22 protein-coding genes and 2 tRNA genes are annotated in these 26,314 nt (G+C 70.6%); 19 read left to right on the top strand and 5 right to left on the bottom strand.

Features of this window, described 5'->3' with window-relative positions:
- Positions 1-166 precede the first annotated feature (166 nt).
- Positions 167-2,143, bottom strand: a complete 1,977-nt coding sequence (locus E1J50_RS12900; RefSeq protein ID WP_132254232.1) for an OPT family oligopeptide transporter — start codon at positions 2,141-2,143, stop codon at positions 167-169.
- Between the two features lie 186 nt (positions 2,144-2,329).
- On the opposite strand from E1J50_RS12900, the gene E1J50_RS12895 reads away from it, so the two are divergent.
- From E1J50_RS12895 to egtD, 4 genes are all read left to right on the top strand, one after another.
- On the top strand, positions 2,330-2,965 hold the full coding sequence (locus E1J50_RS12895) for a DUF1989 domain-containing protein (RefSeq protein ID WP_132254230.1): 636 nt from the start codon (positions 2,330-2,332) through the stop codon (positions 2,963-2,965).
- Between the two features lie 248 nt (positions 2,966-3,213).
- Positions 3,214-3,969, top strand: coding sequence for a guanitoxin biosynthesis heme-dependent pre-guanitoxin N-hydroxylase GntA (gntA, locus tag E1J50_RS12890; RefSeq protein WP_132254228.1), 756 nt, complete (start codon positions 3,214-3,216; stop codon positions 3,967-3,969).
- A 1-nt stretch (position 3,970) separates the two neighbouring features.
- Entirely contained in the window at positions 3,971-4,942 is a 972-nt protein-coding gene (locus E1J50_RS12885; protein ID WP_207919202.1) for a methyltransferase, read from the top strand.
- The gene (gene egtD, locus E1J50_RS12880) at positions 4,939-5,874 is read left to right on the top strand and encodes an L-histidine N(alpha)-methyltransferase (RefSeq protein ID WP_132254226.1); all 936 of its coding nucleotides are present in this window, start codon (positions 4,939-4,941) and stop codon (positions 5,872-5,874) included. Before E1J50_RS12885 ends, egtD begins: the two co-directional genes overlap by 4 nt.
- 138 nt (positions 5,875-6,012) lie before the next feature.
- Here egtD and E1J50_RS12875 read toward each other — a convergent pair.
- A tRNA-Asn gene (locus E1J50_RS12875) sits at positions 6,013-6,088 on the bottom strand.
- Positions 6,089-6,304: 216 nt separating this feature from the next.
- On the opposite strand from E1J50_RS12875, the gene E1J50_RS12870 reads away from it, so the two are divergent.
- From E1J50_RS12870 to E1J50_RS12850, 5 genes are all read left to right on the top strand, one after another.
- Positions 6,305-6,378: transfer RNA gene (locus tag E1J50_RS12870), tRNA-Cys, on the top strand.
- A 176-nt stretch (positions 6,379-6,554) separates the two neighbouring features.
- The gene (locus tag E1J50_RS12865; protein WP_132254223.1) at positions 6,555-7,208 is read left to right on the top strand and encodes a protein-L-isoaspartate O-methyltransferase family protein; all 654 of its coding nucleotides are present in this window, start codon (positions 6,555-6,557) and stop codon (positions 7,206-7,208) included.
- A 398-nt stretch (positions 7,209-7,606) separates the two neighbouring features.
- Positions 7,607-9,007 (top strand): TolC family outer membrane protein, encoded by a 1,401-nt coding sequence (locus tag E1J50_RS12860; RefSeq protein ID WP_310353160.1) that lies wholly within the window; start codon positions 7,607-7,609, stop codon positions 9,005-9,007.
- 217 nt (positions 9,008-9,224) lie between these two features.
- Entirely contained in the window at positions 9,225-9,839 is a 615-nt protein-coding gene (locus E1J50_RS12855) for a PopZ family protein (protein WP_207919201.1), read from the top strand.
- 93 nt (positions 9,840-9,932) lie between these two features.
- On the top strand, positions 9,933-12,653 hold the full coding sequence (locus E1J50_RS12850; protein ID WP_132254219.1) for a valine--tRNA ligase: 2,721 nt from the start codon (positions 9,933-9,935) through the stop codon (positions 12,651-12,653).
- A 7-nt stretch (positions 12,654-12,660) separates the two neighbouring features.
- Here the strand turns inward: E1J50_RS12850 and sugE are convergent, their stop codons facing one another.
- Both sugE and E1J50_RS12840 read right to left on the bottom strand, forming a co-directional pair.
- Entirely contained in the window at positions 12,661-12,975 is a 315-nt protein-coding gene (gene sugE, locus E1J50_RS12845; RefSeq protein WP_132254217.1) for a quaternary ammonium compound efflux SMR transporter SugE, read from the bottom strand.
- A 170-nt stretch (positions 12,976-13,145) separates the two neighbouring features.
- Positions 13,146-15,572: a putative bifunctional diguanylate cyclase/phosphodiesterase gene (locus E1J50_RS12840; protein WP_132254215.1), complete on the bottom strand. Its 2,427-nt coding sequence runs from the start codon at positions 15,570-15,572 to the stop codon at positions 13,146-13,148.
- A gap of 350 nt (positions 15,573-15,922) precedes the next feature.
- Between E1J50_RS12840 and E1J50_RS12835 the strand changes: the two genes are divergently transcribed.
- The 6 genes from E1J50_RS12835 (at position 15,923) to E1J50_RS12810 (ending at position 21,092) form a co-directional block, all read left to right on the top strand.
- A complete protein-coding gene (locus E1J50_RS12835) occupies positions 15,923-17,470 on the top strand; it encodes a Do family serine endopeptidase (RefSeq protein ID WP_132254213.1) in 1,548 nt (515 codons plus the stop codon).
- A gap of 329 nt (positions 17,471-17,799) precedes the next feature.
- Complete coding sequence (locus E1J50_RS12830; protein ID WP_132254211.1) at positions 17,800-18,711, top strand: aldo/keto reductase; 912 nt, start codon at positions 17,800-17,802, stop codon at positions 18,709-18,711.
- A gap of 46 nt (positions 18,712-18,757) precedes the next feature.
- Positions 18,758-19,249 carry a hypothetical protein gene (locus tag E1J50_RS12825; RefSeq protein WP_207919200.1) on the top strand — a complete coding sequence of 164 codons (492 nt, stop codon included), beginning with the start codon at positions 18,758-18,760 and terminating at the stop codon, positions 19,247-19,249.
- Between the two features lie 9 nt (positions 19,250-19,258).
- Entirely contained in the window at positions 19,259-19,759 is a 501-nt protein-coding gene (locus E1J50_RS12820) for a hypothetical protein (RefSeq protein WP_132254209.1), read from the top strand.
- Positions 19,760-19,769: 10 nt separating this feature from the next.
- Positions 19,770-20,639 (top strand): 3-deoxy-8-phosphooctulonate synthase, encoded by an 870-nt coding sequence (kdsA, locus tag E1J50_RS12815; protein ID WP_132254207.1) that lies wholly within the window; start codon positions 19,770-19,772, stop codon positions 20,637-20,639.
- A gap of 162 nt (positions 20,640-20,801) precedes the next feature.
- Positions 20,802-21,092, top strand: coding sequence for a hypothetical protein (locus tag E1J50_RS12810; protein ID WP_132254205.1), 291 nt, complete (start codon positions 20,802-20,804; stop codon positions 21,090-21,092).
- Positions 21,093-21,162: 70 nt separating this feature from the next.
- Here E1J50_RS12810 and queF read toward each other — a convergent pair whose 3' ends face one another.
- Positions 21,163-21,633 carry a preQ(1) synthase gene (queF, locus tag E1J50_RS12805; RefSeq protein ID WP_132254203.1) on the bottom strand — a complete coding sequence of 157 codons (471 nt, stop codon included), beginning with the start codon at positions 21,631-21,633 and terminating at the stop codon, positions 21,163-21,165.
- Positions 21,634-21,884: 251 nt separating this feature from the next.
- Here queF and eno point away from each other — a divergent pair, with 251 nt between their 5' ends.
- The 4 genes from eno to E1J50_RS12785 all read left to right on the top strand — a co-directional run.
- Entirely contained in the window at positions 21,885-23,174 is a 1,290-nt protein-coding gene (gene eno / locus E1J50_RS12800) for a phosphopyruvate hydratase (protein ID WP_132254201.1), read from the top strand.
- A gap of 73 nt (positions 23,175-23,247) precedes the next feature.
- Positions 23,248-23,559, top strand: a complete 312-nt coding sequence (locus tag E1J50_RS12795; RefSeq protein ID WP_132254199.1) for an FtsB family cell division protein — start codon at positions 23,248-23,250, stop codon at positions 23,557-23,559.
- Positions 23,560-23,741: 182 nt separating this feature from the next.
- Positions 23,742-24,827 (top strand): pyruvate dehydrogenase (acetyl-transferring) E1 component subunit alpha, encoded by a 1,086-nt coding sequence (pdhA, locus tag E1J50_RS12790; RefSeq protein ID WP_132254197.1) that lies wholly within the window; start codon positions 23,742-23,744, stop codon positions 24,825-24,827.
- A 63-nt stretch (positions 24,828-24,890) separates the two neighbouring features.
- Positions 24,891-26,314 (top strand): pyruvate dehydrogenase complex E1 component subunit beta (locus tag E1J50_RS12785; protein ID WP_132254195.1); only part of this gene is annotated, 1,424 nt, incomplete at its 3' end.

The raw sequence follows: 26,314 nt of genomic DNA, 5'->3' as shown, positions 1-26,314 counted from the left end.
GCACTCAACAAAGTCGGGACGATGTCTGCGGCGACCATGACCTGAACTCGTCGGCGCCGAGATGCGCCTGTCTTCTCGAATGCGCTATTCCTCCATGGTAACTGGTTCGTTAACGGGCGATCGGAGAGCCGCAGCGCGTGGCACCTGCGCCGCACCCGGCGCGCGGTCAGGCCGGCGGACGCGAGACGGAGCGGTAGAAGACGGCGAGGGCCGCGAGGAAGACGGCGACGCCGAGCCCGGTCGCGGCCGAACCGAAGCCGGGTCCGACGAGGGCGAGCCCGTTGCTGCGGCCGATGAGCGTGTCGGCCGCGGCGATCAGCACGCCGACGAGGCTCTCCCCGACGAGGAAGCCGGAAGCGAGAAGGACTCCGCGTCGACGGACGGCGACGGCCACTCCGTCGCCATCGCTCGTCCGGCCGCGCAGGGCACGCTCGCCGAGGAATCCCACGAGCCCACCGGCCGCGATCGTCATCACCACGGTCACCGGCAGGTACATGCCGATCCCGACGGTCAGGGCCGGGAAGGACAATCCCCTCCGCCGCAGGCGCGCCTCCAGCGCGACGAGCGCGGCTCCGATCCCGGCGCCGGTGAGCACCATGGCCCAGGGCAATTCCCCGCGCACGATGCCGCTCGCGATCTGGGTCATCAGCGCGGCCTGCGGCGCCGGCAGGGCGTTGCCCGCGTCCATGCCCTCCCGCGGCAGGGCTCCGACGAAGCCGTAGGCTTGGTAGAGCAGGGCGAGCAGCGGCGCGATCACGGCGGCGCCGACGACGACGCCCGCGATCAGGGCGACCTGCTGGCGCCAGGGCGTGGCATCGACGAGTTGGCCGGTCTTCAGATCCTGCAGGTTGTCGTTGGCGATCGAGGCGACGGTCACGATCACGGAGGCGATGAGGAGGGCCAGGGCGATCACGAACCGGTCGCCCTCCGGCCCCGCCGCCCGTCCGACGACGAGCGGCAGGAGGAGCGCCGCGAGGATCGTCGTGAGGATGCCGATGCCGGAGATCGGGCTCGAGGACGAGCCCAGGAGACCCGCGAGATAGCCGCAGGTCGCGGCCATCAGGAAGCCGGCGAGAATCGCGAACAGGCTCGCCGCGGCGACGAGCACGGGGAGGAGGAGGCCGAGTTCGGCGCCGAGGGAGAACCAGCCGAAGAGGCCGGCGAGCGGCACCGCGAGGCCGAGCGCGGCAGCGCCGACCCAGGTGATCGGCAGGTCCCGCTCCTGCCGCGGCACCTCGGCGCCGCCGCCCCCGCGCGCGGTCTCAAGGGCGGTGCGGATGCTGTCGAGGATCGGCCGAACGAGGGACGCCACCGTCCAGACACCGCCCACCGCGATGATGCCGGCGCCGATCAGCCGAACCTCGCCCGACCACACGGCCTCGGCGGCAACGGCCGGCGCTTCCCGACCACCATGTCCGAGGGCGGTGAGCATGGGCACGGCCAACCCCCAGGCGAGGGCGACGCCCGTGAGGAGGGCGAGGCAGGCGCCGATCCCGACGAGGTAGCCGACGCCGAGCAGGGCGAGGGAGAAGCCCGTGCCGATGCGGAAGACGGCCGAGCCCGCGGCGACCGTCCCGTGGATGCCCTCCGCCAGAATGCGGAACCCGTTGGTGGCGAGACCCAGGGTTGCGGCGATTGCGGCGGCTCCCATCAATGCGCGAAGGTCGCTTCGCCCGCCCTCGCCGGCCTTCAGAACCTCGGCCGCGGCGGTTCCCTCGGGGTAGGGGAGGCCGGCGCCGACGACCAGGGCCCGGCGCAGCGGGATCGAGTAGGCGACGCCGAGCAGGCCGCCGAGCAGGCAGACCGCGCTCGTCTGCCAGAAGGGAAAGCCCTGCCAATGGCCGATCAGCACGAGGCCGGGCAGGACGAGGATGACGTTGCACAGCGTCCCCGCGGCCGAGGCCTGGGTCTGCACGATGTTGTTCTCGAGGATGCCCGCGCCGCCGAGAAGCCGAAGGCACCCCATCGAGATCATCGCGGCGGGAATCGACGAGGAGAAGGTCATCCCCGTCTTCAGGCCCATATAGACGTTGGCCGCCATGAACACGACGGTGATGGCGGCTCCGAGCACGAGACCTCGGATCGTGATCTCGCCGCCACGCGCAGGCCTCTTCCGAGCCGTCGTCTCGACACTCGTTTCCATCGCTTCCCCGAGGCCGGCAGGATCGGCCGCGGGAACGGACTCGCCGCGGTCTCGCGACAACGCGGGTTCGGGAGTCGCGATCCGCAATGCACGCATAAGTGGCATCGACGGGTGAGCGAATCCGCTTCTCGCACGTTCACGCCCGCGGCCCGTCATCCTGTCGGCGACCGCGAGGGACGCGTTCCGATGCCAGATTCACTAGCCGATACGCCGCCGCAGAGGGGACCCGGGACGCGGTGTACGATCCCGCCGCGGTCGGGCGCCGCATTCCGTCTCGCGCGCGGGCAGCACCTCACGGTGATCGACCCGGAGGGCGAGCAGGTCGCCGATCTCCTCGCCTTCGCGGCCGACGACATCGACGAGGTGATCTCGTCCGGGCGGAGCCTCGATTACGCGAACCGCATCTACCTGACGACCGGCGACGCGCTCTACTCGAACCGCAGCAACGTCCTGCTGCGCATCGTCGAGGATACGGTCGGGCGCCACGATTTCCTGCTGACCCCCTGCTCGGCCGACACGTTCCGGATCCTCTACGACGAGGCCGAGCCCCATCGCGGCTGCTTCGGCAATCTCGCCCACGCGCTCGCCCCCTACGGCATCGGTCCCGACCGCATCCCCGTGGCCTTCAACGTCTTCATGAACGTCACGGTCGACGGCACGACCGGGGAACTGGCGGTGCGACCGCCGCTCAGCCGGGCGGGCGACCGGATCGTGCTCCGGGCGGAGACCGACCTGATCATCGGGCTCACCGCCTGCTCGGCTCCGCAATCGAACAACTTCGCTTTCAAACCGATTCTCTACGAGATTTCGGATGAAGCATGATGAGTGCCGCCGGACTTTCTGCACTGGACTGACAGATATGTTTCAGAATTCAAGCGGATTGCGCCTCCATTACGCAGATTAACGCAGATTAATATCTGTGGATGCGACTCAACTGCACGGAACCATGGTCGGCCACGACGGTTCCCACCGCGATCTTCTTGCGATCAGCCGCTGGGCGGCCGCGCTTGTGCGTTCGACGACCGTCGGGCGGCACTGCGGCTGACTTCGGCACCACGACACGAGGCGCAATGTTCCTGCCCACCGACGACAGCACCCATCCCCTGGCCGAGCGTTTCCGAACCTTCATCCGACAGGCACCCTTTCCCTGCGTGGGTGCGAAATCCGCCCTGTCGCGCGGGCAGATGAAGGTCATGGTCGCGCGCGACATCGCTTCGGGGTGGGACGACCTGCGCATCTACCCGGCGCTGCTCGCCTTCATCTGCCGCTACCGCGAGCAGCGGGACCTGTTCCAGAGCTTCGCGGTCGTGTTCGAGGGGCCGGACACCCTCTCGGAAGAGGCGTTCGAGGCGGCGCTGTGGGCGCGCGTCCAATCCCTCTCCGACAAGGATCAGTGCCTCGGTCAAGGCTACGATCCGCGCGTCACGGCGGACCCGGACGACCCGCATTTCTCGGTGAGCCTCGGCGGCGAGGGCTTCTTCATCGTCGGGTTGCATCCGGGGGCGAGCCGGCCTGCGCGCCGCTTCGAGAGCCCGGTCCTCGTCTTCAACCTGCACGACCAGTTCGAGCGTCTGCGGGCGGAGGGGCGCTATGAGCGCCTGCGCACCTCGATCGTCGAGCGGGACGTGGCCTTCGCGGGCTCGGCGAACCCGATGCTCGCCGAGCATGGCGAGCGCTCGGCCGCCCGGCAGTTCAGCGGGCGCGCGGTGGCGGACGATTGGGCCTGCCCGTTCCGGCGCCGAGAGGAGACACCCCTTTGGGACGCGCAGCAGGTCGCCGCGGACCTGCGCACGGGCGCCTTCCTCGCTCCGCAGATGGAGAGCTGAGATGGGTGCCGAGGTCGGGATGGCGACCCAGCCGAGCCCCTTTCCGGAGAATGAGGAGGCGCTTCTCGCTCTGGCGCGGGCCGTGCGCGAGACGGGCTACAGCTTCACCACCGTGACGCCCGCGAGCCATGCGCGCGTCAACGCGAGGCCCCGGAACGCCGAGGCGCGCAGCCTCCGGGACGTGTTCGGCTGGAGCCGTCCCGTCCGGCCGGATCGTCTGCCCCAGGGGCTGGCGCGGCTGATGGAGGAGGCGGGAGCCGCCGTGAGCGACGGCGGGCTCCTGCGTCCGACGATCCGCCTGTCGAGCCTCGACGGGGAGCTGTTCACCCACTCGGCCTACCCGCCGAGCGCGGCCGACGCGGTCTTCTTCGGGCCCGATACGACGCGCTTCGTGGCGGCGGTGCTGGCGCATCTCGACGGCCTTGAGCGTTCGCCGCGCCGCATCGCCGATATCGGCTGCGGCTCCGGAGCGGCGGGGATCGCGCTCGCCAAGCGCAGTCCCGGCGCCGAGACCGTCCTCGTCGACATCAATCCCGCAGCCCTGCGCGCCGCGCGCGTGAATGCCCGGCTCGCGGGAGTCGATGGCATCGAGACCCGCCGGAGCGACCTCCTGCAGGATGTCGAGGGCTCTTTCGACCTCATCGTCTCCAACCCGCCCTTCATGATCGATGCGTCCGAGCGCGCCTACCGGCACGGCGGCGGCCCGCTCGGGGCCGGCCTGTCGCTCTCGGTGGTCGAGGCCGCGACCGAGCGCCTCGCGCCGGGCGGGAGCCTCGTTCTTTTCACGGGCGCCGCGATCGTCGAGGGCGAGGACGGGTTCCGGGACGCGGCCGGAGCGACCTGCGCCCGCGCCGGCCTCGACTGGTCCTATCGGGAATACGACCCCGATGCCTACGGCGAGGAACTCGACGATCCGGCCTACGGGGAGGCGGAGCGCATCGCCCTCGTCGTCCTCACCGCGACCCGCTCGTGAGCGGTCCGGAGGGGGAGCGCGCCGAGTTCCTGCGCGACGCCTTGGCGGGGCTGACGGCCCCGGAAAAATCGCTGCCCGGCAAGTATCTGTGGGACGAGGCGGGCTCCGGCCTGTTCGACCGGATCTGCGGGCACGCCGACTACTATCCCATGCGGGAGGAGAGCGCCCTCCTGCCGCGGGCCGCGGCCGACGTGGCGGCGCGGCTCGGCCCCGGCGCGACGGTGATCGAGTTCGGCAGCGGCGCGAGCCGCAAGATCCGGACGCTGCTCGATGCCCTGCCGCGTCCCGCGGCCTACGTGGCGATCGACATCTCGCGCGATTATCTCGCGGCCGCGGTCGCGCGGCTCGCGCCCGACTATCCCGACGTCGAGATGCTCTGGAGTTGCGCCGATTACACGAAGCCGGTGCGCCTCCCGGTGACGCTGGAGGGGCGCAGCGTCCTCGGCTTCTATCCCGGCACCAGCATCGGCAACTTCACACCCGCGGAGGCGACCGCCTTCCTGGACCGGGCACGGGCGACGCTCGGGCCGAGCCTCTTCCTCGTCGGGGTGGACGCGACCTGGGACCGCGAGGCCCTGCAGGGCGCCTATGCCGGCTCGGACGGGCTGATGGCGGCATTCCACCTGAACCTGCTCGGGCGCCTCCGGCGCGAGCTCGATACCGACATCGACCCCGGCAACTTCCGCCACGAGGTTCGGCTCTGCCCCGATCCGGAGCGCGTCGAGGCGCATCTCGTGGCACGGGCAGCCGCCACCTACCGCCTGGGCGACCGCCCCCTCACCTTCGCGGCGGGCGAGAGCATCCGCACCGACACATCGCACAAATACACGCCCGACGCGTTCCGGCGGCTCGCGGCGGCGGGGGGCTGGGAGGCGGCCGGCTTCTGGCAGGACCCGCTCGGCCGCTACACCCTCCACCTGCTCCGCGCGTGACGGCCCGGCCTCGGCTTGGACGCGCGAAGGACGATGGTGGTGAGGTGCCCCGGCATCTCCGGGCGCTGAGGCGCCGGCGGCTCGCGAACGCCCTTCGAGCGTTCGATCAAGAACCTTGGCCAAGTGCCTGAAAAGGTTTGGCTCCCCGAGTAGGACTCGAACCTACGACAAAGCGATTAACAGTCGCTTGCTCTACCAACTGAGCTATCGGGGACCGCGGCGGTGTCTCTACACAGCCCGAGTGCCGGGCGCAAGGGCGTGGTTGCGGGTTGTTTGACGATTCCGCCCGGAACGAAGCGGGGGCGGGGCGAAGCGCGACGGGACTGAGAAATCCCGTTGCCCAGGCCACCGACCCTCTGCTAGAGACCCCCACTCCCCGGGGCGGCCGCCTGCTCCGGGATGCATCCGGCCTTCGGGGAGGATGCAGGACGGCCTCGTGGCGGAGTGGTTACGCAGAGGACTGCAAATCCTTGCACCCCGGTTCGATTCCGGGCGAGGCCTCCATCATCTTCAGAGCCGCGGGCGTTCCGCGCCGCCCCAGCCCTTCTCCACGGACATCGACGACTTGCGTTTTGGCGGCCGATCTTGGAAAAGCCGCCGACCTTGAGCGCTGCGCCGGTTCCGGCCCGATGGCGGGCGGCGGAATGCGCCGGGTCACGCAGCGAGGGAAGACGGCCATCATGCTCGACTACGCGCAGGCGCGACGCCTCATGGTCGATTGTCAGCTGCGAACCTTCGACGTGAACGACGTCGCCGTGCTCGACGCCTTCGACACCATCCCGCGCGAGCGTTTCGTGCCGCAGGGCCGCGAGGATTTCGCCTATATCGACCAGACGCTGCGCCTCGGCGGAGCCGAGGGGGACGCGCGCTTCCTGCCCGCCCCGATGGTGCTCGCCCGCCTGATCCAGGCCCTCTCGATCCGGCCGGGCGCGCGCGTCCTCGACGTCGGTGCCGGCTATGGCTACGCCGCCGCCCTGATGAGCCGGCTCGGCGCCGCCGTGGTGGCGCTGGAGACGGTGCCGGATCTCGCCGCGGGCGCACGCGAGCGCCTCGCGGGGACGGCGGAGGTCGTCGAGGGGCCGCTGCAGGCCGGCTTGAAGGACAAGGGTCCCTACGACGCGATCCTGATCGCCGGCCGCGTCGAGGTGCGCCCTCAGGCCCTCCTCGATCAGCTCAAGGACGGTGGCCGGCTCGCCTGCGTGCTCGGCCGCGATCGCGCCGCCAAGGCAACGCTGTTCGTGAGGGCGGGCGACGCCTTCGGGGCGCGCCCCCTGTTCGACGCCTCCCTGCCGGGGCTGTCCGCCTTCGCCGCAGAGGCCGCCTTCTCGTTCTGACGGCACCCGAGCGGTTCGTCCGTGCGGGGTCATGCCAGGTCGGCGCGATCCTGCCGCCAGTCGATTCGCTCTCGCGTTGCAGGCCGCGGCGCCCCAACGGCCCAGTCCGTCCCGGCTTCGTACGCCCACGGACATTGCGCCCGGGCGCGCCGCGCGCGTTCCGCTTCCCCTCGGGGAAAGCGTGGACAAGCCCCCTCTGCAGCCGTTCGCGCCCTCCGAAAGTGTCGCTTTTATGCGCCACCCGCCGGCGATTCCGCCCCGAAGGCGCTCACACCTCTGTGCCCGACTGCTCAAGCTCGGCTAAAGTTGCATCAGGGCGGACTTGACCGGATCGCGCGTAACACCGCGCCGCTTCCGTCGCTCGACGGAGATCCGGTTCTTTCGAGAAACCGCAAGGGCTGACCGACGTGAGAGAACGCAAACCTGCGACGCGCCCCGCGCTCCGGCTGGCCAGCCTGACGGTCGCGGCTACGCTTGCGGCCACAAGCCCGGGCGGCGCCGAGACGCTGGAGAGCGCCCTTGCCCGGGCCTATGGCGGGAACCCGGTGCTGAATGCCGGCCGCGCCGGCGTGCGCATCCGCGACGAGGACGTGGCCGCGGCCCAATCCGGGTATCGGCCCACGGTGAGCATCGACGCCGACATCGGCGTCTCGAAGTTCCAGGGCCGGTTCAGCGGCGCGAACATCGACCAGACGACGCTGCCCGGCGGTGCCGGCCTCACCGTCAACCAGACCCTGTTCAACGGCTTCCAGACCGACAACCGCACCCGCGGCGCGGAATCCCGCGTCATGCAGGAGCGCGAGACCCTGCGCTTCACGGAGCTGACGACGCTCTTCAACGCCGTGCAGGCGTACATGAACGTGCTCAGCGACACCGCGAGCCTGGAATTGCGCCGCAACAACGTCGAGGTGCTCGAGGAGCAGCTCCGCCAGACCCGCGACCGCTTCAACGTCGGTGAGGTGACGCGCACCGACGTGGCGCAGGCCGAGGCCCGTCTCGCGGGTGCCCGCTCGGACGTGAGCGCTGCGGAGGCGCAGCTGCGCGCCAGCATCGGCATCTACCGGCAGGTCATCGGCGTCGAGCCGCGCCAGCTCGCCCCCGGCCGCCCCCTCGACCGCTTCGTGCCGGGCAACCTCAACGCGGCGATCGACATCGGCCTCAAGGAGCATCCCTCGATCCTGTCGACCCTGCATGCGGTCGACGTTGCCGAGGCGCAGGTGAGGGTCGCCGAGGGCCAGCTCTACCCCACGGTCGGCCTGTCCGGTCAGGTCAACCAGCGCTACGACCAGCAGCTCGCCAATTCGAACGGCGTCACCGCCGCGATCGTCGGCCGGGTCACGATCCCGATCTTCCAGGGCGGCGCCGAGTACGCGGCGATCCGCCAGGCCAAGGAGACGGTGGGGCAGGTCCGCATCCAGGTCGAGCAGACGCGCGACCAGATCCGCTCCGCCATCGTCACGGCCTGGGGCAACCTGGAAGCGGCCAAGGCCCGCGTGATCGCCTCGCAGGCGCAGGTCCAGGCCAACGAGGTGGCGCTCAACGGCGTGCGCGAGGAGGCCCGCGTCGGCCAGCGCACCACCCTCGACGTGCTGAACGCGCAGCAGGAACTGCTCAACGCCCGCGTGCAGCTGATCCTGGCCCAGCGCGACCGCGTGATCTTCTCCTACGGCGTCGTCCAGGCGATGGGCCGCCTGACGGCCCGCTTCGTCTCGCTGCCGGTCGCCGCCTACAGCGCCAAGACCCATTTCGATCAGGTCAAGGATCTCTGGTACGGCGTGCGGACGCCCGACGGCCGCTGAGACGACGGTCTCGGTCGGTCCCATCGCGGCAGCGGCTCGCCCGCTGCCGCGCTCCCGCCGCCCGGCACGGATCCGGCAGGATTTACGTGGGGCAGGATTTACGTGGGGCAGGATTTACGTGGGACTGTGTCGCGGGTGCGCTTGCTGCGGCGGACAAGCGTGAAATACTGATCTCGAACCGCCAGACCGTTTCACCTCCCGCCCGAGCGCCGTCCGCATGAGTGCAGCGAGCCCCAAACCGCAGGACAAGGCGTTGGAGAAGGCCGGCGAGCCCTCGATGGAGGAGATCCTCGCCTCCATCCGCCGCATCATCGCCGACGATCAGGCGGCCAAACCCGGCGACGAGGCACCTCGCCCCGCGCCGGTCCCGGAGAACGACGACGTGCTCGACCTCGCCGAGGTCGCCGAGCCGGTGCGCAAGCCCCAGGCGGTCAAGCCGACGCCGATCGAACCCGACCCGATCGACTTCGCCGACGAACCCCTCGACTTCGACGCGATCGAGGTGGAGCCGGAGCCCGCGCCGCCGGTGCGCGCCGCCCCGGAGCCCGCGCGGCTGCAGGCGCCTCCGCCCGAGCCGCCGCGGGCGAGCCCGCCGCGCGAGGCCTTCCTCGACGCGGAGGAACCCCTGGTCTCGGCGGCCACGGACGCGAACGTCAGCCAAGCCTTCAACCTCCTGGCCCATACCGTCCTGAGCCAGAACAGCCGGACGCTGGAGGATCTCGTCCGCGACATGCTCCGCCCGATGCTGAAAGCATGGCTCGACGACAACCTCCCCGTGATGGTCGAGCGGCTCGTTCGCGCGGAGATCGAGCGGGTCTCGCGGGGCCGCTGACCGGCCCCGTCGGGCGCGCCCGTGTTGACGCGGGCGCCGGGACGGGTTGAAAGCGGGCGCTCACGCTGCGCGCTCAAACCGGCCCGAACTCCGATGATGGACAAGACCTTCGACCCCGCCGCCGTCGAGGCGCGCATCGCCGCCGCCTGGGAGGCCGGAGGCGCCTTCCGCGCCGGGCGCCCCGAGCGGGCCGGAGCCAGCCCCTACTGCATCGTGATCCCCCCGCCGAACGTGACGGGCACGCTGCATATGGGGCATGCCCTCAACAACACGCTCCAGGACATCCTCGTCCGCCTCGAGCGGATGCGGGGCCGCGATGTGCTCTGGCAGCCGGGCACGGATCACGCCGGCATCGCGACCCAGATGGTCGTCGAGCGCAAGCTCGCCGAGACCGGCGCGCCGGACCGCCGGACGATGGGCCGGGAGGCGTTCGTCGAGCGGGTCTGGGCCTGGAAGGCGGAATCGGGCGGCGCGATCGTCAACCAGCTGAAGCGCCTCGGCGCCTCCTGCGACTGGTCGCGGGAGCGCTTCACCATGGACGAGGGCCTCTCCGCGGCCGTCCTCAAGGTCTTCGTCGATCTTCACGCGCAGGGCCTGATCTACCGCGACAAGCGCCTCGTGAACTGGGACCCGACGTTCCAGACCGCGATCTCGGACCTCGAGGTGCAGCAGATCGAGGTGAAGGGCCATCTCTGGCACTTCGACTACCCCGTCGTCGACGAGGCGGGTGCCGAGACCGGGCAGATCATCACCGTCGCCACCACCCGCCCCGAGACCATGCTCGGCGACACGGCGGTCGCGGTCCATCCCGAGGACGAGCGCTACACGGCCTTGGTCGGCAAGCGGGTGCGCCTGCCCCTCGTGAACCGCCTGATCCCGATCGTCGCCGACGCGTATTCCGATCCGGAGAAGGGCACGGGCGCGGTCAAGATCACGCCCGCGCACGATTTCAACGACTTCGAGGTGGGCCGCCGCCACGGCTGCCGGCCGATCAACGTGCTCGATCCGGAGGCCCGCATCCTCCTCGACGGCAACGCCGACTTCCTCGCCGAAGCCGAGCCGGAGCCGGAGACGCTGGCGCTGCACGGGCTCGACCGGTTCGCGGCGCGCAAGGCGGTCGTGGCCCTCATGGAGGCGCGCGGGCGCCTGCGCGCCATCGAGCCGAACACCCACGCCGTGCCCCACGGCGACCGCTCGGGCGTCGTGATCGAGCCCTACCTCACGGACCAGTGGTACGTGAACGTGAAGCCGCTCGCCGAGCGGGCGCTCCAGGCCGTGCGCGACGGCCAGACGCGCTTCGTCCCCGACAATTACGAGAAGATCTTCTTCCAGTGGCTCACCAACATCGAGCCCTGGTGCATCTCACGTCAGCTCTGGTGGGGTCACCAGATCCCGGTCTGGTACGATGCCGAGGGCGGGATCTACGTCGCCGAGAGCGAGGCCGCCGCCGCCGCGAAGGCTGCGGAAGCGCGCGGCGGCCCGGTGAGGCTGACCCGCGACCCGGACGTCCTCGACACGTGGTTCTCCTCCGCGCTCTGGCCCTTCTCGACGCTCGGCTGGCCGGAGAGCACCCCTGAGCTCGCCCGCTTCTACCCGACCAATACGCTGATCACCGGCAAGGACATCCTCTTCTTCTGGGTCGCCCGGATGATGATGATGGGCCTGCACGTCACCGACCGCGTGCCCTTCGATACGGTCTACCTGCACACCCTCGTCCGCGACGAGAAGGGTGCCAAGATGTCGAAGTCGAAGGGGAACGTGGTCGATCCCCTCGGCCTGATCGACCAGTACGGGGCGGACGCGCTGCGCTTCACGCTGACCGCGATGGCGGCGCAGGGGCGCGACATCAAGCTGAGCCTGCAACGGGTCGAGGGCTACCGCAATTTCGCGACGAAGCTCTGGAACGCCGCCCGCTTCGCGGAACTCAACGGCTGCCGGCTCGATCCGCGCTTCCGGCCGGAGGCCGCGCGATCGGTCCTGAACCGCTGGGCGCTCGGTGAGGCGGCCCGCGCTGTCGCCGAGGTCACCGGCGCGCTGGAAGCCTACCGCTTCAACGACGCGGCCGCGGCCGCCTACCGCTTCGTCTGGAACATCTTCTGCGACTGGTACCTCGAACTCGCCAAGCCCGTGCTGCAGGGGGAGGGGGCCGATGCCGCCGCCCGGACCGAGACGCAGGCGACGGTCGCTTTCCTCATCGACCAGATCGCCAAGCTCCTGCACCCGTTCATGCCCTTCCTCCCGGAGGAGCTCTGGGCCATCAAGGGCGAGGGGCTGGAAGGTCGGGGGCTTCTCGCGCTCGCGCCCTGGCCGCAGCTCGAAGGCTTGGCGGACAGCGCCGCCGAGGCCGAGATCGGCTTCGTGGTCGATCTCGTCTCCGAAGTGCGCTCGGCCCGCTCCGAGACGAGCGTGCCGGCCGGTGCCCAGGTGCCCCTCGTCCTCGTCAATGCCGATGCGGCCGTGCGCGCCCGGGTCGAGGCGTGGCGCGACACGCTGCTGCGCCTCGCGCGGCTCTCCGAGATCACCTTCGCCGAGGTTGCCCCGAAGAACTCCGTGCAGCTCCTCGTGCGCGGCAGCGTGGCGGCCCTGCCGCTGGAGGGCATCGTCGATCTCGATGCGGAGGTGGCGCGCCTCGGGAAGGAGGCGGCGAAGGCCGAGGGCGAGATCGGCAAGCTCGACGGCAAGCTCGGCAACGCCGACTTCCTCGCCCGCGCGCCGGAGGAGGTGGTGGACGAGATCCGCGAGCGGCGGGACGCCGAGGTCGCCCGCCTCGCCAAGCTGCGCGAGGCCCTGGCGCGGCTGAAGGACGGCGCCTGACCGCGCCTCAACCCGCGAACTTCAACCCCGCGATCCCGGCGACGATGAGCCCGATGCAGGCAAGCCGGGCCGGGGTCGCCGGCTCTCCGAACAGGACGATGCCGAGGAGAGCGGTGCCGACCGCGCCGATGCCGGTCCAGACCGCGTAGCCGGTCCCGACCGGCAGGCTGCGCAGGGCAAGCGACAGCAGCACCACGCTGGCTGCCATCGCGGCGAGCGTCAGCACCGAGGGCACGAGCTTCGAGAAGCCCTCGGTGTATTTGAGCCCGATCGCCCAGCCGGTCTCGAGAAGGCCGGCGACGAAGAGGATGGCCCAGGCCATGACGGGCTCCCTGTCCCTGGCAGGGTCGTCCCCAGCCGACTCGATCCCGCGCGGGCGCGGGCGGGGCCGTCCCCGCGGCACGGCTATGGCCCGGCCGGCCCGGCTTGGCCAGGGGCGGCCCGCTCGGGCGGGCCGTCGGATCGGCGTCGATCAGGCGCGGGGCGCATGCATCACGCGGCGTCGGTCAGGACGGTCACGGGATGCGCCTGGAACCTGCGCATGAGGGCCGGGATCTCGGCCGCCGGACGGGCGGGACTGTACAGGAAGCCCTGGGCGGTGCCGCAGCGCCGGTCCCGCAGGATCTCCGCCTGCTCCGGCGTCTCGACCCCCTCCACCGTCACGTCCATGGCGAGGGCACGGGCGAGCGCGGTGATCGCCTCCACCACCGCCACGGTGTCGGGCCGGTTCTGAAGGTCGCGGATGAAGGTGCGATCGATCTTGATCTTGTTGAAGTGGAAGCGGGTCAGGTAGCTCAGGCTCGAGTAGCCCGTGCCGAAATCGTCCAGCACGATGCGCACCCCCCGCTCGCGCAGGCGGCGCAGGGTCTCCACGACCTCGCCTGTGAGGTCGAGGATGATCGATTCCGTGATCTCGATCTCGAGGCGCTCCGGCGCGATGCCCGTGGCGTCGAGGGCCTCGGCCACCCGATCGTAGAAATCCGGCATCCGGAACTGGAGCGAGGAGATGTTGACCGCGATCCGCTGGCCCGGCCAGGCCAGCGCATCCCGGCAGGCGCGCTGAAGGGCCCAGGTGCCGATCTCGACGATGAAGCCCGTCTCCTCGGCGATCGGGATGATCTCGCCCGGCGAGATCCAGCCCTGCCCCGGCTTGTGCCAGCGCAGCAAGGCCTCGAAGCCGACAATCGCGCCGTCGCCGAAGCGCACCAGGGGCTGGTAGTGCAGGTCCAGCTCGTCGCGCGCCAACGCCTGGCGCATGTCGGCGTCGAGGCGGCGGGTGCGCGCGGACCTGTGTTCGAGCGCGGGGTCGAAGGTGCGCCAGCTGCCCTTGCCGGCCGCCTTGGCCGCGTAGAGGGCGAGGTCCGCCCGCGCGAGGAGCGCCGTCGGATCCGCGGCGTCCCGCGGCGTGTGGGCGATCCCGATGCTCACCCCGATCTCGAACTGGGCCTCCTCGATGCGGAACGGCCGGGCGATGTCGGCCACGAGGGCGCCGGCGAGGGCGCCGGCGAGGGCGGCGGCCGGGGAATGCCCCTCGATTGTCGCGGGGCACGGCAGCAGGATGGCGAACTCGTCGCCGCCGAGCCGGAAGATCCCGTCCGCCGCCTGCGCACGCGCACGCAGCCGCTCGGCCACCCTCTGCAGAAGGCGGTCGCCAACGCTGTGGCCGGCGCGGTCGTTGACCCCCTTGAAGCCGTCGAGGTCCAGGTAGAGGAGCGCGGCTTCGGAAGCGGGACCGTTGCGCGGATCACAGGCGCGCGCGATCGCGCCCTGGAAGGCCGCGCGGTTCGCAAGCCCCGTCAGCGCGTCGTGGCTGGCGAGATAGGCGATGCGCGCCTCCGCCTCGTGCGCCTGCGTGACGTCCGATCCGACCCCGCGGTAGCCGGCGAACGCCCCGCCGGCATCGTGGATCGGCTTGCCGTTCAGCTGCCACCAGCGCACAGCACCGCCGATGGCGAGAGGCATCGGCGCGCCCTGGAACGGCACGCGCCGCCGCATGGCTTCGAGAACCGCCTCCAGGCTCGGGCAGGGGTCCTCGGCGGCTCTCCCGGTGCCGTGTCGCGTCAGCAGTTCGTCGAGCCTCGCGCCGGACAGGTCGGCGGCCGGGCCATTCAGAGCCTCGGCCATCCGCGTCGGGCCGTGGCGCAGCCGCCCGTCCGCATCCGTCTCCCACAGCCAGTCGCTGGCGCCCTCGGCGAAATCGTTGAGGAGGAGCCCGATCGTCTCGCCCTGTCGCCCGACCGTGATCCGGTCGAGCACGCGGCGGCGGGCGAGCGTGCACATATGGTGATGGTGGTTGAGCAGGAAGCCGGCATAGATCGCGAGGAGCATCACGAAGAAGATGTCGAACGGCGCGTCCAGGCGCGCCGCGGCGATCACCAGGCCCACGAGGAGCGGAACCGCGAAGCAGGCGCCGAGGGCGAAGATCGAACCGAGCATGATCGTGGTCGAGAGCAGCCCTGCGCCCACGCTCGTCCCGATCGCGGAATAGCCGTCGCTCAGGGAACGCTCGATGAGTGTGGGCGGCATGGTCGACCAGGCCAGCCCGAGCAGGAAGTGCAGGAACGACAGGAGCCGGATGCAGCCGACGACCGTCCGGTCCGACGGCTCGCGCGCCAGAACCGTCCGGACGTGCCGCATCGCAACGATCATCATCGTCGCGACGCAGCCGATGGCGACGACCAGCCCGAAGACGTAGGCCCGCGATGGGGTATCGCGAAAGACGACGGCCACGCCCAGCGCGATCAGGACCTGGACGACGGCGACCAGCTTCGCGACCTGCAGGGATTCGGCGAGGAGAGCCGCCCGCGCCTCACGGCGCCCCTGGCCGTCGCGCCTCGGGGCTTCCCCGTGCGCGGGCTGGGCGCCGTGAGGCGCGGGGAGGGGGCTCCGCGTCGGCAGACGGCACCACGTCGGGATCATGCCGGGGCGTTCCTCGAAGCTCTCGTCGGGCGGCCCGCCGCGCGGGGCCGCAAGGATCTCTGTCGATGAGCCGAGCAATACGCTCGGCCCACCTCAATCGAGACAAGCATATCCTGTCATGGACGATTTAACGAAACGTCATGCCACTGTTCTGCATAAGACTTGAAGATGCCATTTGAAGTTGTCGTTGGATCCGGCCTGAACGTGCTGATCACAGTCCCGGATCGGCGCGTCGTCACCGACCTGACGAAACCGTAATGCCGCCGTCACGCCCGGGTCAGGGGGTCTGCCCTACGACGGATCCACGGCCCGCTGACCGAGCGGCCTCCGAAACCTCCGGAGCGACCTTCATGACCGACTGCCAGACCCGACCCGCCCGCGTCCGCCGCGGTGCCCTCGCCTCGGTGGCGGCCGCCGCCCTCGTGGCGGGCGGCGCGCTCGGCGCCGGCTTCGTGCAGCCGAGCACGCCCGCCCTGGCCCAGGCGCTTCCCAAGACCCCGATCGAGGCTCCCGAGCACCCGCCGGGCTCGTTCGCCAACGTCGTCGACAAGGTGAAGCCCGGCGTCGTCTCGGTGAAGGTGAAGCTCGATGCGAGCGCCTCGTCGGACGACGATGACGGGCCTGGCCAAGGTTCTGGCCAGGGCCGCGGTCTCCAGAACGTGCCGCCGCAATTGCGCGAGTTCTTCAAGCGCTTCGGGCAGAACGGCCAGGGCGGCGGCATGCAGGGCATGCCCCAGCGCCAGGGCCAGCGCGGCGCGGTCGGCTCGGGCTTCATCATCTCGGCCGACGGCTACGTGGTGACGAACAACCACGTCGTCGACAATGCCAAGACGGTGCAGGTCGTGCTCGACGACAACCGCACCCTCGACGCCAAGGTGATCGGCAAGGATTCGAAGACCGACCTCGCCCTCCTGAAGATCAAGGACGAGGGGAGTTACCCTTACGTCCAGTTCGGGAAGGCGGCCCCGCGGGTCGGCGACTGGGTGGTGGCGATCGGCAACCCGTTCGGCCTCGGCGGCACGGTCACGGCCGGCATCGTCTCGGCCCGCGGCCGCGACATCGGCGCCGGCCCCTACGACGACTTCCTGCAGATCGACGCGCCGATCAACAAGGGCAATTCGGGCGGCCCGACCTTCAACGTGAACGGCGAGGTCGTGGGCGTGAACACGGCGATCGCCTCGCCGTCCGGCGGAAGCGTGGGCCTCGCCTTCGCGATCCCCGCAGAGACCGTGCAGGCGGTGGTCGAGCAGCTCCGCACCGACGGCAAGGTGGCCCGCGGCTACCTCGGCGTGCAGGTGCAGCCCGTGACCAAGGACATCGCCGACGGGCTCGGCCTCGACAAGCCGAAGGGCGCCCTCGTCGACCACGCCGAGAACGGCACGCCGGCCGCCAAGGCCGGCCTGAAATCCGGCGACGTGATCGAGTCGGTCAACGGCAACGCGGTCAACGACGCGAAGGAGCTGTCCCGCAAGATCGCGGGCCTCAAGCCCGGCGCCAAGGTGGAGATCGCGTATCTCCGCGGCGGCAAGCAGGACACCGCGACGATCACGCTCGGGGCGCTGCCGAACGACACCAAGGTGGCGAGCCGCGGCGGCGACACCTCCGACGGCCAGCCCCGCCTCGGCCTCAGCCTCGCTCCGGCCGCCGATGTCGGCCTCTCGGACGAGGGCGTGGTGGTGGTGGAGGTCGATCCCGACGGGCCGGCCGCCGCCAAGGGCATCGAGCAGGGCGACGTCATCCTGGACGTCGCCGGACAGAGCGTCTCGAAGCCCTCCGAGGTCGCGGAGCGCATCCGGTCGGCCGAATCGAGCGGGCGCAAGGCGGTGCTGATGCGCGTCAAGAACCAGAAGGGCGTGACCCGCTTCGTCGCGGTCGCGCTCTCCAAGAACGCGGGCTAGCGCGAGGCCCGGTCGCGGCGCGGTCGGGCATGGCTCCAAGTCCTTGTCCGGTCTCGCGCTTTCCCGCCGGACCGGCCTCCCGTCCGGATGATCGCGCTCTACGCGCGAGGATCCGATTCGTGATCGCGCACACGCCTCATCCGGGCTCGGGACCGGCGCCCCTCTTCCGGTCCCTTCCACTGGCGTCGGTCCTCGCGGGCCGGCGCCTTTTTCACGCTCCGGTTGCAGGACGGGAGCCCGGACAGGCCGCGCGCGGAGCGACGGGGCCGGCTCGCCGCGCCGGCCGGGCGCGCCATATGCCGGCCCCTGAACCTCTCACGGAGTGTCCCATGCCCAGCGAGACGCCCTCCGGCAAGAATCCCTCCGGCAAGAACCCCTCCGGCACCTTCGCCATCGGCGGAGACCTCACCGTCCACCGCCTCGGCTTCGGCGCCATGCGCATCACCGGACCCGGCATCTGGGGCGACCCGGCCTCGCGCGAGGCGGCGAAGGCGACGCTCGCCCGTGTTCCGCAACTCGGCATCGACCTGATCGACACCGCCGACAGCTACGGGCCCTTCGTGAGCGAGGATCTGATCCGCGAGGTGCTGCATCCCTATTCCGGTCTCGTCATTGCGACGAAGGGCGGGCTTACCCGGCACGGGCCGGACATCTGGCGCCCGGTCGGCAACCCGGACTACCTGCGCCAGTGCGTGCTGATGAGCCTGCGTCGGCTCGGGCTGGAGCGCATCGACCTCTGGCAATTGCACCGGATCGGCCCCGACTGCCCGCGGGAGATGCAGTTCGAGGCGATCGCGCGGATGCGCGAGGAGGGCCTGATCCGCCATGTGGGCCTTAGCGAGGTGTCGATCGACGACATCGAGGCGGCCCGGCCATTCTTCCCCGTCGCCACCGTGCAGAACCAGTACAACCTCGTCGACCGCACCAGCGAGGCCGTCCTCGACCATTGCACCGCCCAGGGCATCGGCTTCATTCCCTGGGCGCCGCTCGCCCGCGGGGCGCTCGCCCGCGAGGGATCGGTGCTCCCCGAGATCGCGGGGCGGCATGGGGTCGGCGACGGGGCGGTGGCGCTCGCCTGGCTCCTCAAGCGCTCGCCCGTGATGCTGCCGATCCCCGGCACCGGCGATCCGGGGCACCTCGCCGACAACATGGCGGGGGCCGCCCTCACGCTCACGGACGCGGAATTCGAGGCCCTCGACGGCCAGGGACGCGCCGCCTGGCAGGCCGGAGGGGCCTCCTAGCCCAGATCCTGCATGCGGTGCGACGCCGACACGAGACGGAGTACGCATGCGCGCCGCGAGCCTCCTCCCCGCCCTCGGCCTCCCTGTGGCCGTCCTGACCGGCTTGGAGCCGGCGGGTGTCGCGGCGCGGCCGGGCTGGCTCTCGGGCACCTACGTCTACGCGGATCTCTGCACGCGGCCCGCGAGCGGGGACCTCTTCGGGCGCCGCATCACCCTGCGGCGCTCGCCGAACGGGAACGGCCTCCTCTACGAGGTCGGGCAGGGGAGCGGGATCGTGCCCGTCCAGGCGGCACCCGCCGTCGACGACGATGCCCGGACGGTCGCCTTCACGGCGCTGACGGTGACCGGCCCCATCTCCTTCGAGGGCACGGTCTCGGCCGAAGCCCTGACGGGCACGCTGAGCGACGCGAGCGGCGCTCGCCCGTTGCGGCTGCCCCGCGTGCTCCGGGGCAACGCGTACCGCACCTGCCTCGGGGCGGGCGCGGACGACATCACCGGGTCTCTCGCGCCCGCTGACGAGGCGGCCCGTCCGCGCTAGACCTGGGCCATGCGCGCCTCTCTCCTCGCCCTGCCTCTGCTCCTCGCCTGTACCGGACCGGCCCTGGCCGACGCCTGCGACGCGCTCGCCGCGCGGATGATCCGAGCCACCGGCGCCTCGGTGGCGGGGCGGCGGGGATCGCTCGCCGTCTTTCGCGCCGCCGATGCCGACAGGATGAGCCTCGAGTGCCGCAAACCCGCCCGGCTCGTTCTCGGCTCGCACGAGCGCGAACCGGATCGCCGCTTCTTCACCCTGGTCGGGCTCGCTGCCGAAGGGCTCGCAGGCGCCCCGCGCGACGAGGCCACGGTCCTCGCCCTCCGATTGCACCAGGATTCGCTCCTCGCGGGCGCGCCGCAAGAGGGCAGCGTCGGGCGGGCGAGCCTGCGCTGCGAGACCGGGCCGCGCGGGGACGGGCTCGGCCAGAACCTCACGGTCTGCGTGCTCCGGCCGCGCGAACCCGCGATCCTGCGCAGCCGCGCCGGCCTTTCGCCGGCCGCATCCGCGGGATAGACCGCGCTCCATGTCGAGCCCGAACGCCCCCTCAGCCGCCTCCTGCCCGCCGGTCACCGTCCGCGCGGGCGAGGTCACCTTCGCCAACGACCGGCCCTTCGCGCTGATCGCCGGCCCCTGCCAGCTCGAGGGGCGCACCCACGCACTCGAGATCGCGGCGGCGCTCAAGGAGATGACGGGACGCCTCGGCATCGGCCTCGTCTTCAAGGCGTCCTTCGACAAGGCGAACCGGACCTCGGCGGGCTCGGCCCGCGGCCTCGGCCTGTCCGGGGCCCTGCCGATCTTCGCCGAGATCAAGGAGCGATTCGGCCTGCCCCTGCTCACCGACGTGCACGAGGCCGAGCAGTGCGCGGCGGCGGCCGAGGTGGTCGACGTCCTCCAGATCCCGGCCTTCCTCTGCCGACAGACGGACCTGCTCCTGGCGGCCGCCGCGACGGGTCGTATCGTGAACGTGAAGAAGGGCCAGTTCCTCGCCCCCTGGGACATGGCGCACGTCGCCGCCAAGGTGACGGGGACGGGCAACGGCAACGTTCTGGTCACCGAGCGCGGGGCGTCGTTCGGCTACAACACGCTGGTCTCCGACATGCGGAGCCTTCCCATCATGGCGCAGGTGACGGGCGGCCTGCCGGTGGTGTTCGATGCGACCCACTCGGTGCAGCAGCCGGGCGGTCAGGGAGCGACCTCGGGCGGGCAGCGGGAGTTCGTCGGCGTTCTCGCCCGCGCGGCGGTGGCAGTCGGCGTGGCGGGCCTGTTCATCGAGACGCATCCGGACCCCGACCGCGCCCCCTCCGACGGCCCGAACATGGTGGCTCTGAGAGACATGCCGGCGCTCCTCGAAACCCTGCAGGCCTTCGACCGGGTGGCGAAGGGGAGGGGATGAGGCGGCATCGCCGCGGATCTAGGGAGCCGAGAGCCAGTTCTTCCCGGATGAAGCCGGAGGCTTTCCAAGGAACAGCCTGGATTCGATTCGACTTTCCGGGGAACGCCTTGGCAGGAGAGACGTTGGACACTCCAATCGTGTCATAGCTCACGAAAGGATATCATGCGCAAGCTCGCCCTCATCTCCGCTGTTGCTCTCTCCGTCGGCACCATGGCCGCCACCTCCGCGGATGCCCGTCCGCGCGGCCACGGATACGGCTACGGTCACAACCACGCCTACGGCTACGGGCACGGCTATCGCGGCCGCCGCGGCATCGGCACGGGCGCAGCCGTCGGCCTCGGCATCGCCGGCCTTGCGGCGGGTGCCATCGCGGCGGGTGCGGCGCGCGACGCCTATTCCCGCGACGGCTACTACGACCGTCCGGGCTACGGCTATTACGGCTACGGCTACTGAGCCGAGCCATCCCTAGACGTCTTGGAGGGCGGCCGGTGATCACCGGCCGCTCTTCTCGTTCGTGCGGGTCTCAGCGCGCCCGGTAGGGCGGCACGCCGGGATCGGGCAGCCAGACGGATTTCGGGGGCTCGCCCGTCTGCCAGAAGACATCGATCGGGATTCCGCCGCGCGGATACCAGAAGCCGCCGATGCGCAGGTAGCGCGGCTCCAGAAGTGCCGTCAGCCGCTTGGCGATCGCCACCGTGCAATCCTCGTGAAAGGCGCCGTGGTTGCGGAAGCTCGTGAGATAGAGCTTCAGGGATTTCGACTCCACGAGCCAGCGGTCCGGCACGTAGTCGATCACGAGAATCGCGAAATCGGGCTGCCCGGTCACCGGGCAGAGGGACGTGAATTCGGGCGCGGTGAAGCGCGCGAGATAGTCCGTGTCGGCGTGCGGGTTCGGCACCCGGTCGAGGCGGGCCTCCTCGGGCGATCCCGGTTGCAGCGTCGCTTGGCCGAGCTGCAGGTTGGCGGGAGCCGTGTTCGTCGTCTCATTCGTCATGACACCGCCCTATACGCTGCGGACGGCCCGCGCGCATCCCCGACAGCCCCAGCTATGCCTGGCGCCCGGGGTTCCCGGACCGGCCGAGCCCCGGCGCGCGCGGGCGCTTGCCCGCCGCCCCTCGTTGACGGATAAGCCCGAGCGCCGATTCCCGCGTTTCGGCCCGCGGCGCCTGCCGGCCTGTGGCGCCCGCGTCGGACCGAACCCGGGCTGGACGATGTAAGCCCGCCGCCTCGAGAGGGGGACCAAAGATGACCGCGATCACCAACCTCGCTGCCCGCGAGATCCTGGACAGCCGGGGCAACCCCACCGTCGAGGTCGACGTCCTCCTCGAGGACGGCTCCTTCGGCCGCGCCGCGGTGCCCTCTGGCGCCTCGACGGGGGCCCACGAGGCCGTGGAGCTGCGCGACGGGGACAAGGCGCGGTTCTCCGGCAAGGGCGTGCGCAAGGCCGTCAACGCGGTGCAGACCGAGATCCTCGACGCGATCGGCGGCATGGACGCCGAGGATCAGGTCGCGATCGACGAGGCGATGATCGAGCTCGACGGCACGCCGAACAAGGCCCGCCTGGGCGCGAACGCGATTCTCGGCGTCTCTCTCGCCGTGGCCAAGGCCGCGGCCGAGGCGTCCGGCCTCCCGCTCTACCGCTACATCGGCGGCGTGCAGGGCCGGGTGCTGCCGGTGCCGATGATGAACATCATCAACGGCGGCGCGCACGCGGACAATCCGATCGACTTCCAGGAATTCATGATCATGCCGGTGGGCGCGACCTCGCTCGCCGAGGCCGTGCGCATGGGCTCGGAAGTGTTCCACACGCTGAAGAGCGCGCTCAAGAAGGCCGGCCACAACACGAATGTCGGCGACGAGGGCGGCTTCGCCCCGAATCTCCCCTCGGCCGAGGCCGGCCTCGACTTCGTGATGGAGTCGATCGCGTCCGCCGGCTTCAAGCCCGGCACCGACATGGTGCTGGCGCTCGACTGCGCAGCGACCGAGTTCTTCAAGGACGGCGCCTACCATTACGAGGGCGAGGGCAGGACCCGCGACATCGCCACCCAGGTCGACTACCTCGCCGAGCTCGTGGCCAAGTACCCGATCGTCTCGATCGAGGACGGCATGTCCGAGGACGATTGGGAGGGCTGGAAGCTCCTGACGGAAAAGGTCGGCGATCGCTGCCAGCTCGTCGGTGACGACCTCTTCGTCACGAATGTCGAGCGCCTGTCCCGCGGCATCGCGTCCGGCACGGCGAATTCGATCCTCGTGAAGGTCAACCAGATCGGCTCGCTCACCGAGACGCTCGCGGCCGTCGATATGGCCCAGCGCGCCGGCTACACGGCGGTGATGTCCCACCGCTCCGGCGAGACCGAGGACTCGACCATCGCCGACCTCGCGGTGGCCACGAATTGCGGGCAGATCAAGACGGGCTCGCTCGCCCGCTCGGACCGGCTGGCGAAGTACAACCAGCTGATCCGCATCGAGGAGGGCCTCGGACCCCAGGGTCGTTACGCCGGCCGCGCCGCGATCAGGCAGCTCGCCGGGCGCTGACGGACAGCCTCGACCGGGCAGCGCGCTTGGCGCCCTGAAGCCTTTGTTAACCTTGCGCGGCGATGGTCGGCCCATGGTCGTCCGCCGCCGCGTCAGATCCGTCCTCATGCCGCTCGGTCTCTGGACCGTGTCGGCCCTCGTCGTCAGCTACTTCGTCCATCAGGCGGAGAACGGCAGCCGCGGCCTGGAGGCCAAGCGCGCGGTCAAGGAGCAGGCCTTCGGGCTGATCCGGGAGCTTGCCGCCGTCAAGGCCGACCGGGCGGTCTGGGAGCACCGGGTCGCGCTCCTGCGCAGCGAGCAGATCGACCGCGACCTTCTGGAGGAGCGCGCCCGGGTCGTGCTCGGCCGCGTTCACGCCAACGATGTCGTGATCATCGATCCCTGATCGGCCGACCTCCCGCGCATTCGGCAACGTGCCGCCGCAGGTGCGAGCAGCCACTCAACCCACGATCGAAATGGCGCCCCGCACCTCTGACAAGAGCGCGGCGGTGTCAGAGGGGCGGCCCTCGCTTTCCGGCAGACCGTGCACTACACCGTGGCTGAGAGACAGATCACGGGAGGTCGCCGATGGATGCCGCGAAGGAAGCGGGGCAGCCGAAGCCCGATGAAGCTCAGTCGCAGGCGCAGCCCGAGGCGAAGGGCTCTCCGGAAGCCGCCCACCGGCCCGCACCGAACGCGCCGCAATTCACCCGCGACGAGGACCTCCACGCCTATCACGAGATGCTGCTGATCCGCCGCTTCGAGGAGAAGGCGGGCCAGCTCTACGGCATGGGCCTGATCGGCGGTTTCTGCCACCTCTACATCGGCCAGGAAGCCGTGGTCATCGGCATGCAGATGGCCGCGGAGGAGGGCGATCAGGTGATCACCGGATACCGGGATCACGGCCACATGCTCGCTTGCGGCATGGAGCCGAGGGGCGTGATGGCCGAGCTGACCGGGCGCCGCGGCGGGTATTCCCGCGGCAAGGGCGGCTCGATGCACATGTTCTCCCGCGAGAAGCAGTTCTTCGGCGGCCACGGCATCGTCGGCGCGCAGGTCTCGCTCGGCACCGGCCTCGGCTTCGCGGACGCCTACCGGAAGAACGGCAAGGTCAGCCTCACCTACATGGGCGACGGCGCCGCCAACCAGGGCCAGGTCTACGAGAGCTTCAACATGGCGGCCCTCTGGAAGCTGCCCGTCGTCTACGTGATCGAGAACAACCGCTACGCGATGGGCACCTCGGTCGTCCGCGCCTCCGCCCAGACGGATTTCTCGAAGCGCGGCCTCTCCTTCGGCATCCCCGGTGAGCAGGTGGACGGGATGGACGTGCGCACCGTGCGCGAAGCGGCGGCGCGCGCCATCCAGCACGCCCGCACGGGCGAGGGCCCCTACATCCTGGAGATGCAGACCTACCGCTACCGCGGCCATTCCATGTCCGACCCGGCGAAATACCGCTCGAAGGACGAGGTTTCGAAGATGCGCGAGGAGCACGATCCGATCGAGATGGTGCGCAAGCGCCTGATCGAGTTGCACGGCGTACCCGACGGCGACCTGAAGGCGACCGACGCCAAGGTGCGCGAGATCGTCAACGATTCCGCCGAATTCGCGACCCACGATCCCGAGCCCGATCCCTCCGAGCTCTGGACCGACATCCTGCTCGAAGCGCGCGCCTGACGGCACGTCGCCTCCTTCGCCCTCAGGCCGCCCCGCCAGACGCCCCTCCGACAGAGTCCTTCCATGGCGACCGACATCCTCATGCCCGCGCTCTCCCCGACCATGGAGGAGGGAAAGCTTGCCAAGTGGCTCAAGAAGGAGGGCGACGCGATCAAGTCCGGCGACGTGCTGGCCGAGATTGAGACCGACAAGGCCACGATGGAGGTCGAGGCCATCGACGAGGGCGTGCTCGCCAAGATCCTGATCCAGGAAGGGACCGAGGGCGTCGCCGTCAACACGCCGATCGCGATCATCGCGGAGGAGGGCGAGGACGTCTCGGCGGCCGCCTCCTCGGGGGGCAAGCCGAAGGGCAACGGCGCCGATGCGGGCGGCCAGCCGGCGCCCGCACCCGACATGCAGGCGGAGGGGCAGGCGCAGAAGCCCGCCCCCGAGGCCAAGAGCGGCGAGGATGCGCCGCGCGCGCCCGCCGCCCCCGCCACCATCACCAACAAGGCTCCGGCCCCGGTGATGGAGGAATTCCCCGCCGGCACCGAGATGGTGACGACGACGGTGCGCGAGGCGCTCCGCGACGCGATGGCCGAGGAGATGCGCCGGGACGAGGACGTCTTCGTGATGGGCGAGGAGGTCGCCGAGTATCAGGGCGCCTACAAGATCACGCAGGGGCTGCTGCAGGAATTCGGCGCGCGGCGCGTGGTCGACACACCGATCACCGAGCACGGCTTTGCCGGCATCGGCGTCGGCGCGGCCTATACGGGCCTGAAGCCGATCGTCGAGTTCATGACGTTCAATTTCGCCATGCAGGCGATCGACCACATCATCAACTCGGCCGCCAAGACCCTCTACATGTCGGGCGGCCAGCTCGGCTGCCCGATCGTGTTCCGGGGGCCGAACGGCGCCGCCGCGCGTGTCGGCGCCCAGCACAGCCACGATTACGCGGCCTGGTACTCGAACGTGCCGGGACTGAAGGTCATCGCGCCCTACACGGCCTCCGACGCCAAGGGGCTCCTCAAGGCCGCGATCCGCGACCCGAACCCGGTGATCTTTCTCGAGAACGAGATCCTCTACGGCCAATCCTTCCCGGTGCCGAAGCTCGACGACTTCGTGCTGCCGATCGGCAAGGCGCGCATCCACCGCCAGGGCTCGGACGTCACCATCGTCTCCTTCGCGATCGGCATGACCTACGCGCTCAAGGCCGCGCAGGCGCTGGCCGAGCAGGGCATCGAGGCCGAGGTGATCGACCTGCGCACGATCCGGCCGATGGACACGGACACGGTGGTGGAATCCGTCAAGAAGACCGGCCGCTGCGTCACGGTGGAGGAGGGCTTCCCGCAATCGGGCGTCGGCGCCGAGATCGCGGCGCGCCTGATGGTCGACGCCTTCGACTATCTCGACGCGCCGGTCCTGCGCATCACCGGCAAGGACGTGCCGATGCCCTACGCGGCGAATCTCGAGAAGCTCGCGCTGCCGACCGTGGCCGAGGTGGTCGA

It is taken from the genome of Methylobacterium segetis (genome assembly GCF_004348265.1).
Classification (GTDB): Bacteria; Pseudomonadota; Alphaproteobacteria; order Rhizobiales; family Beijerinckiaceae; genus Methylobacterium; species Methylobacterium segetis.
Note: the sequence above shows the minus strand (reverse complement) of the source record. Positions and strands in the feature narration are given on the sequence as shown.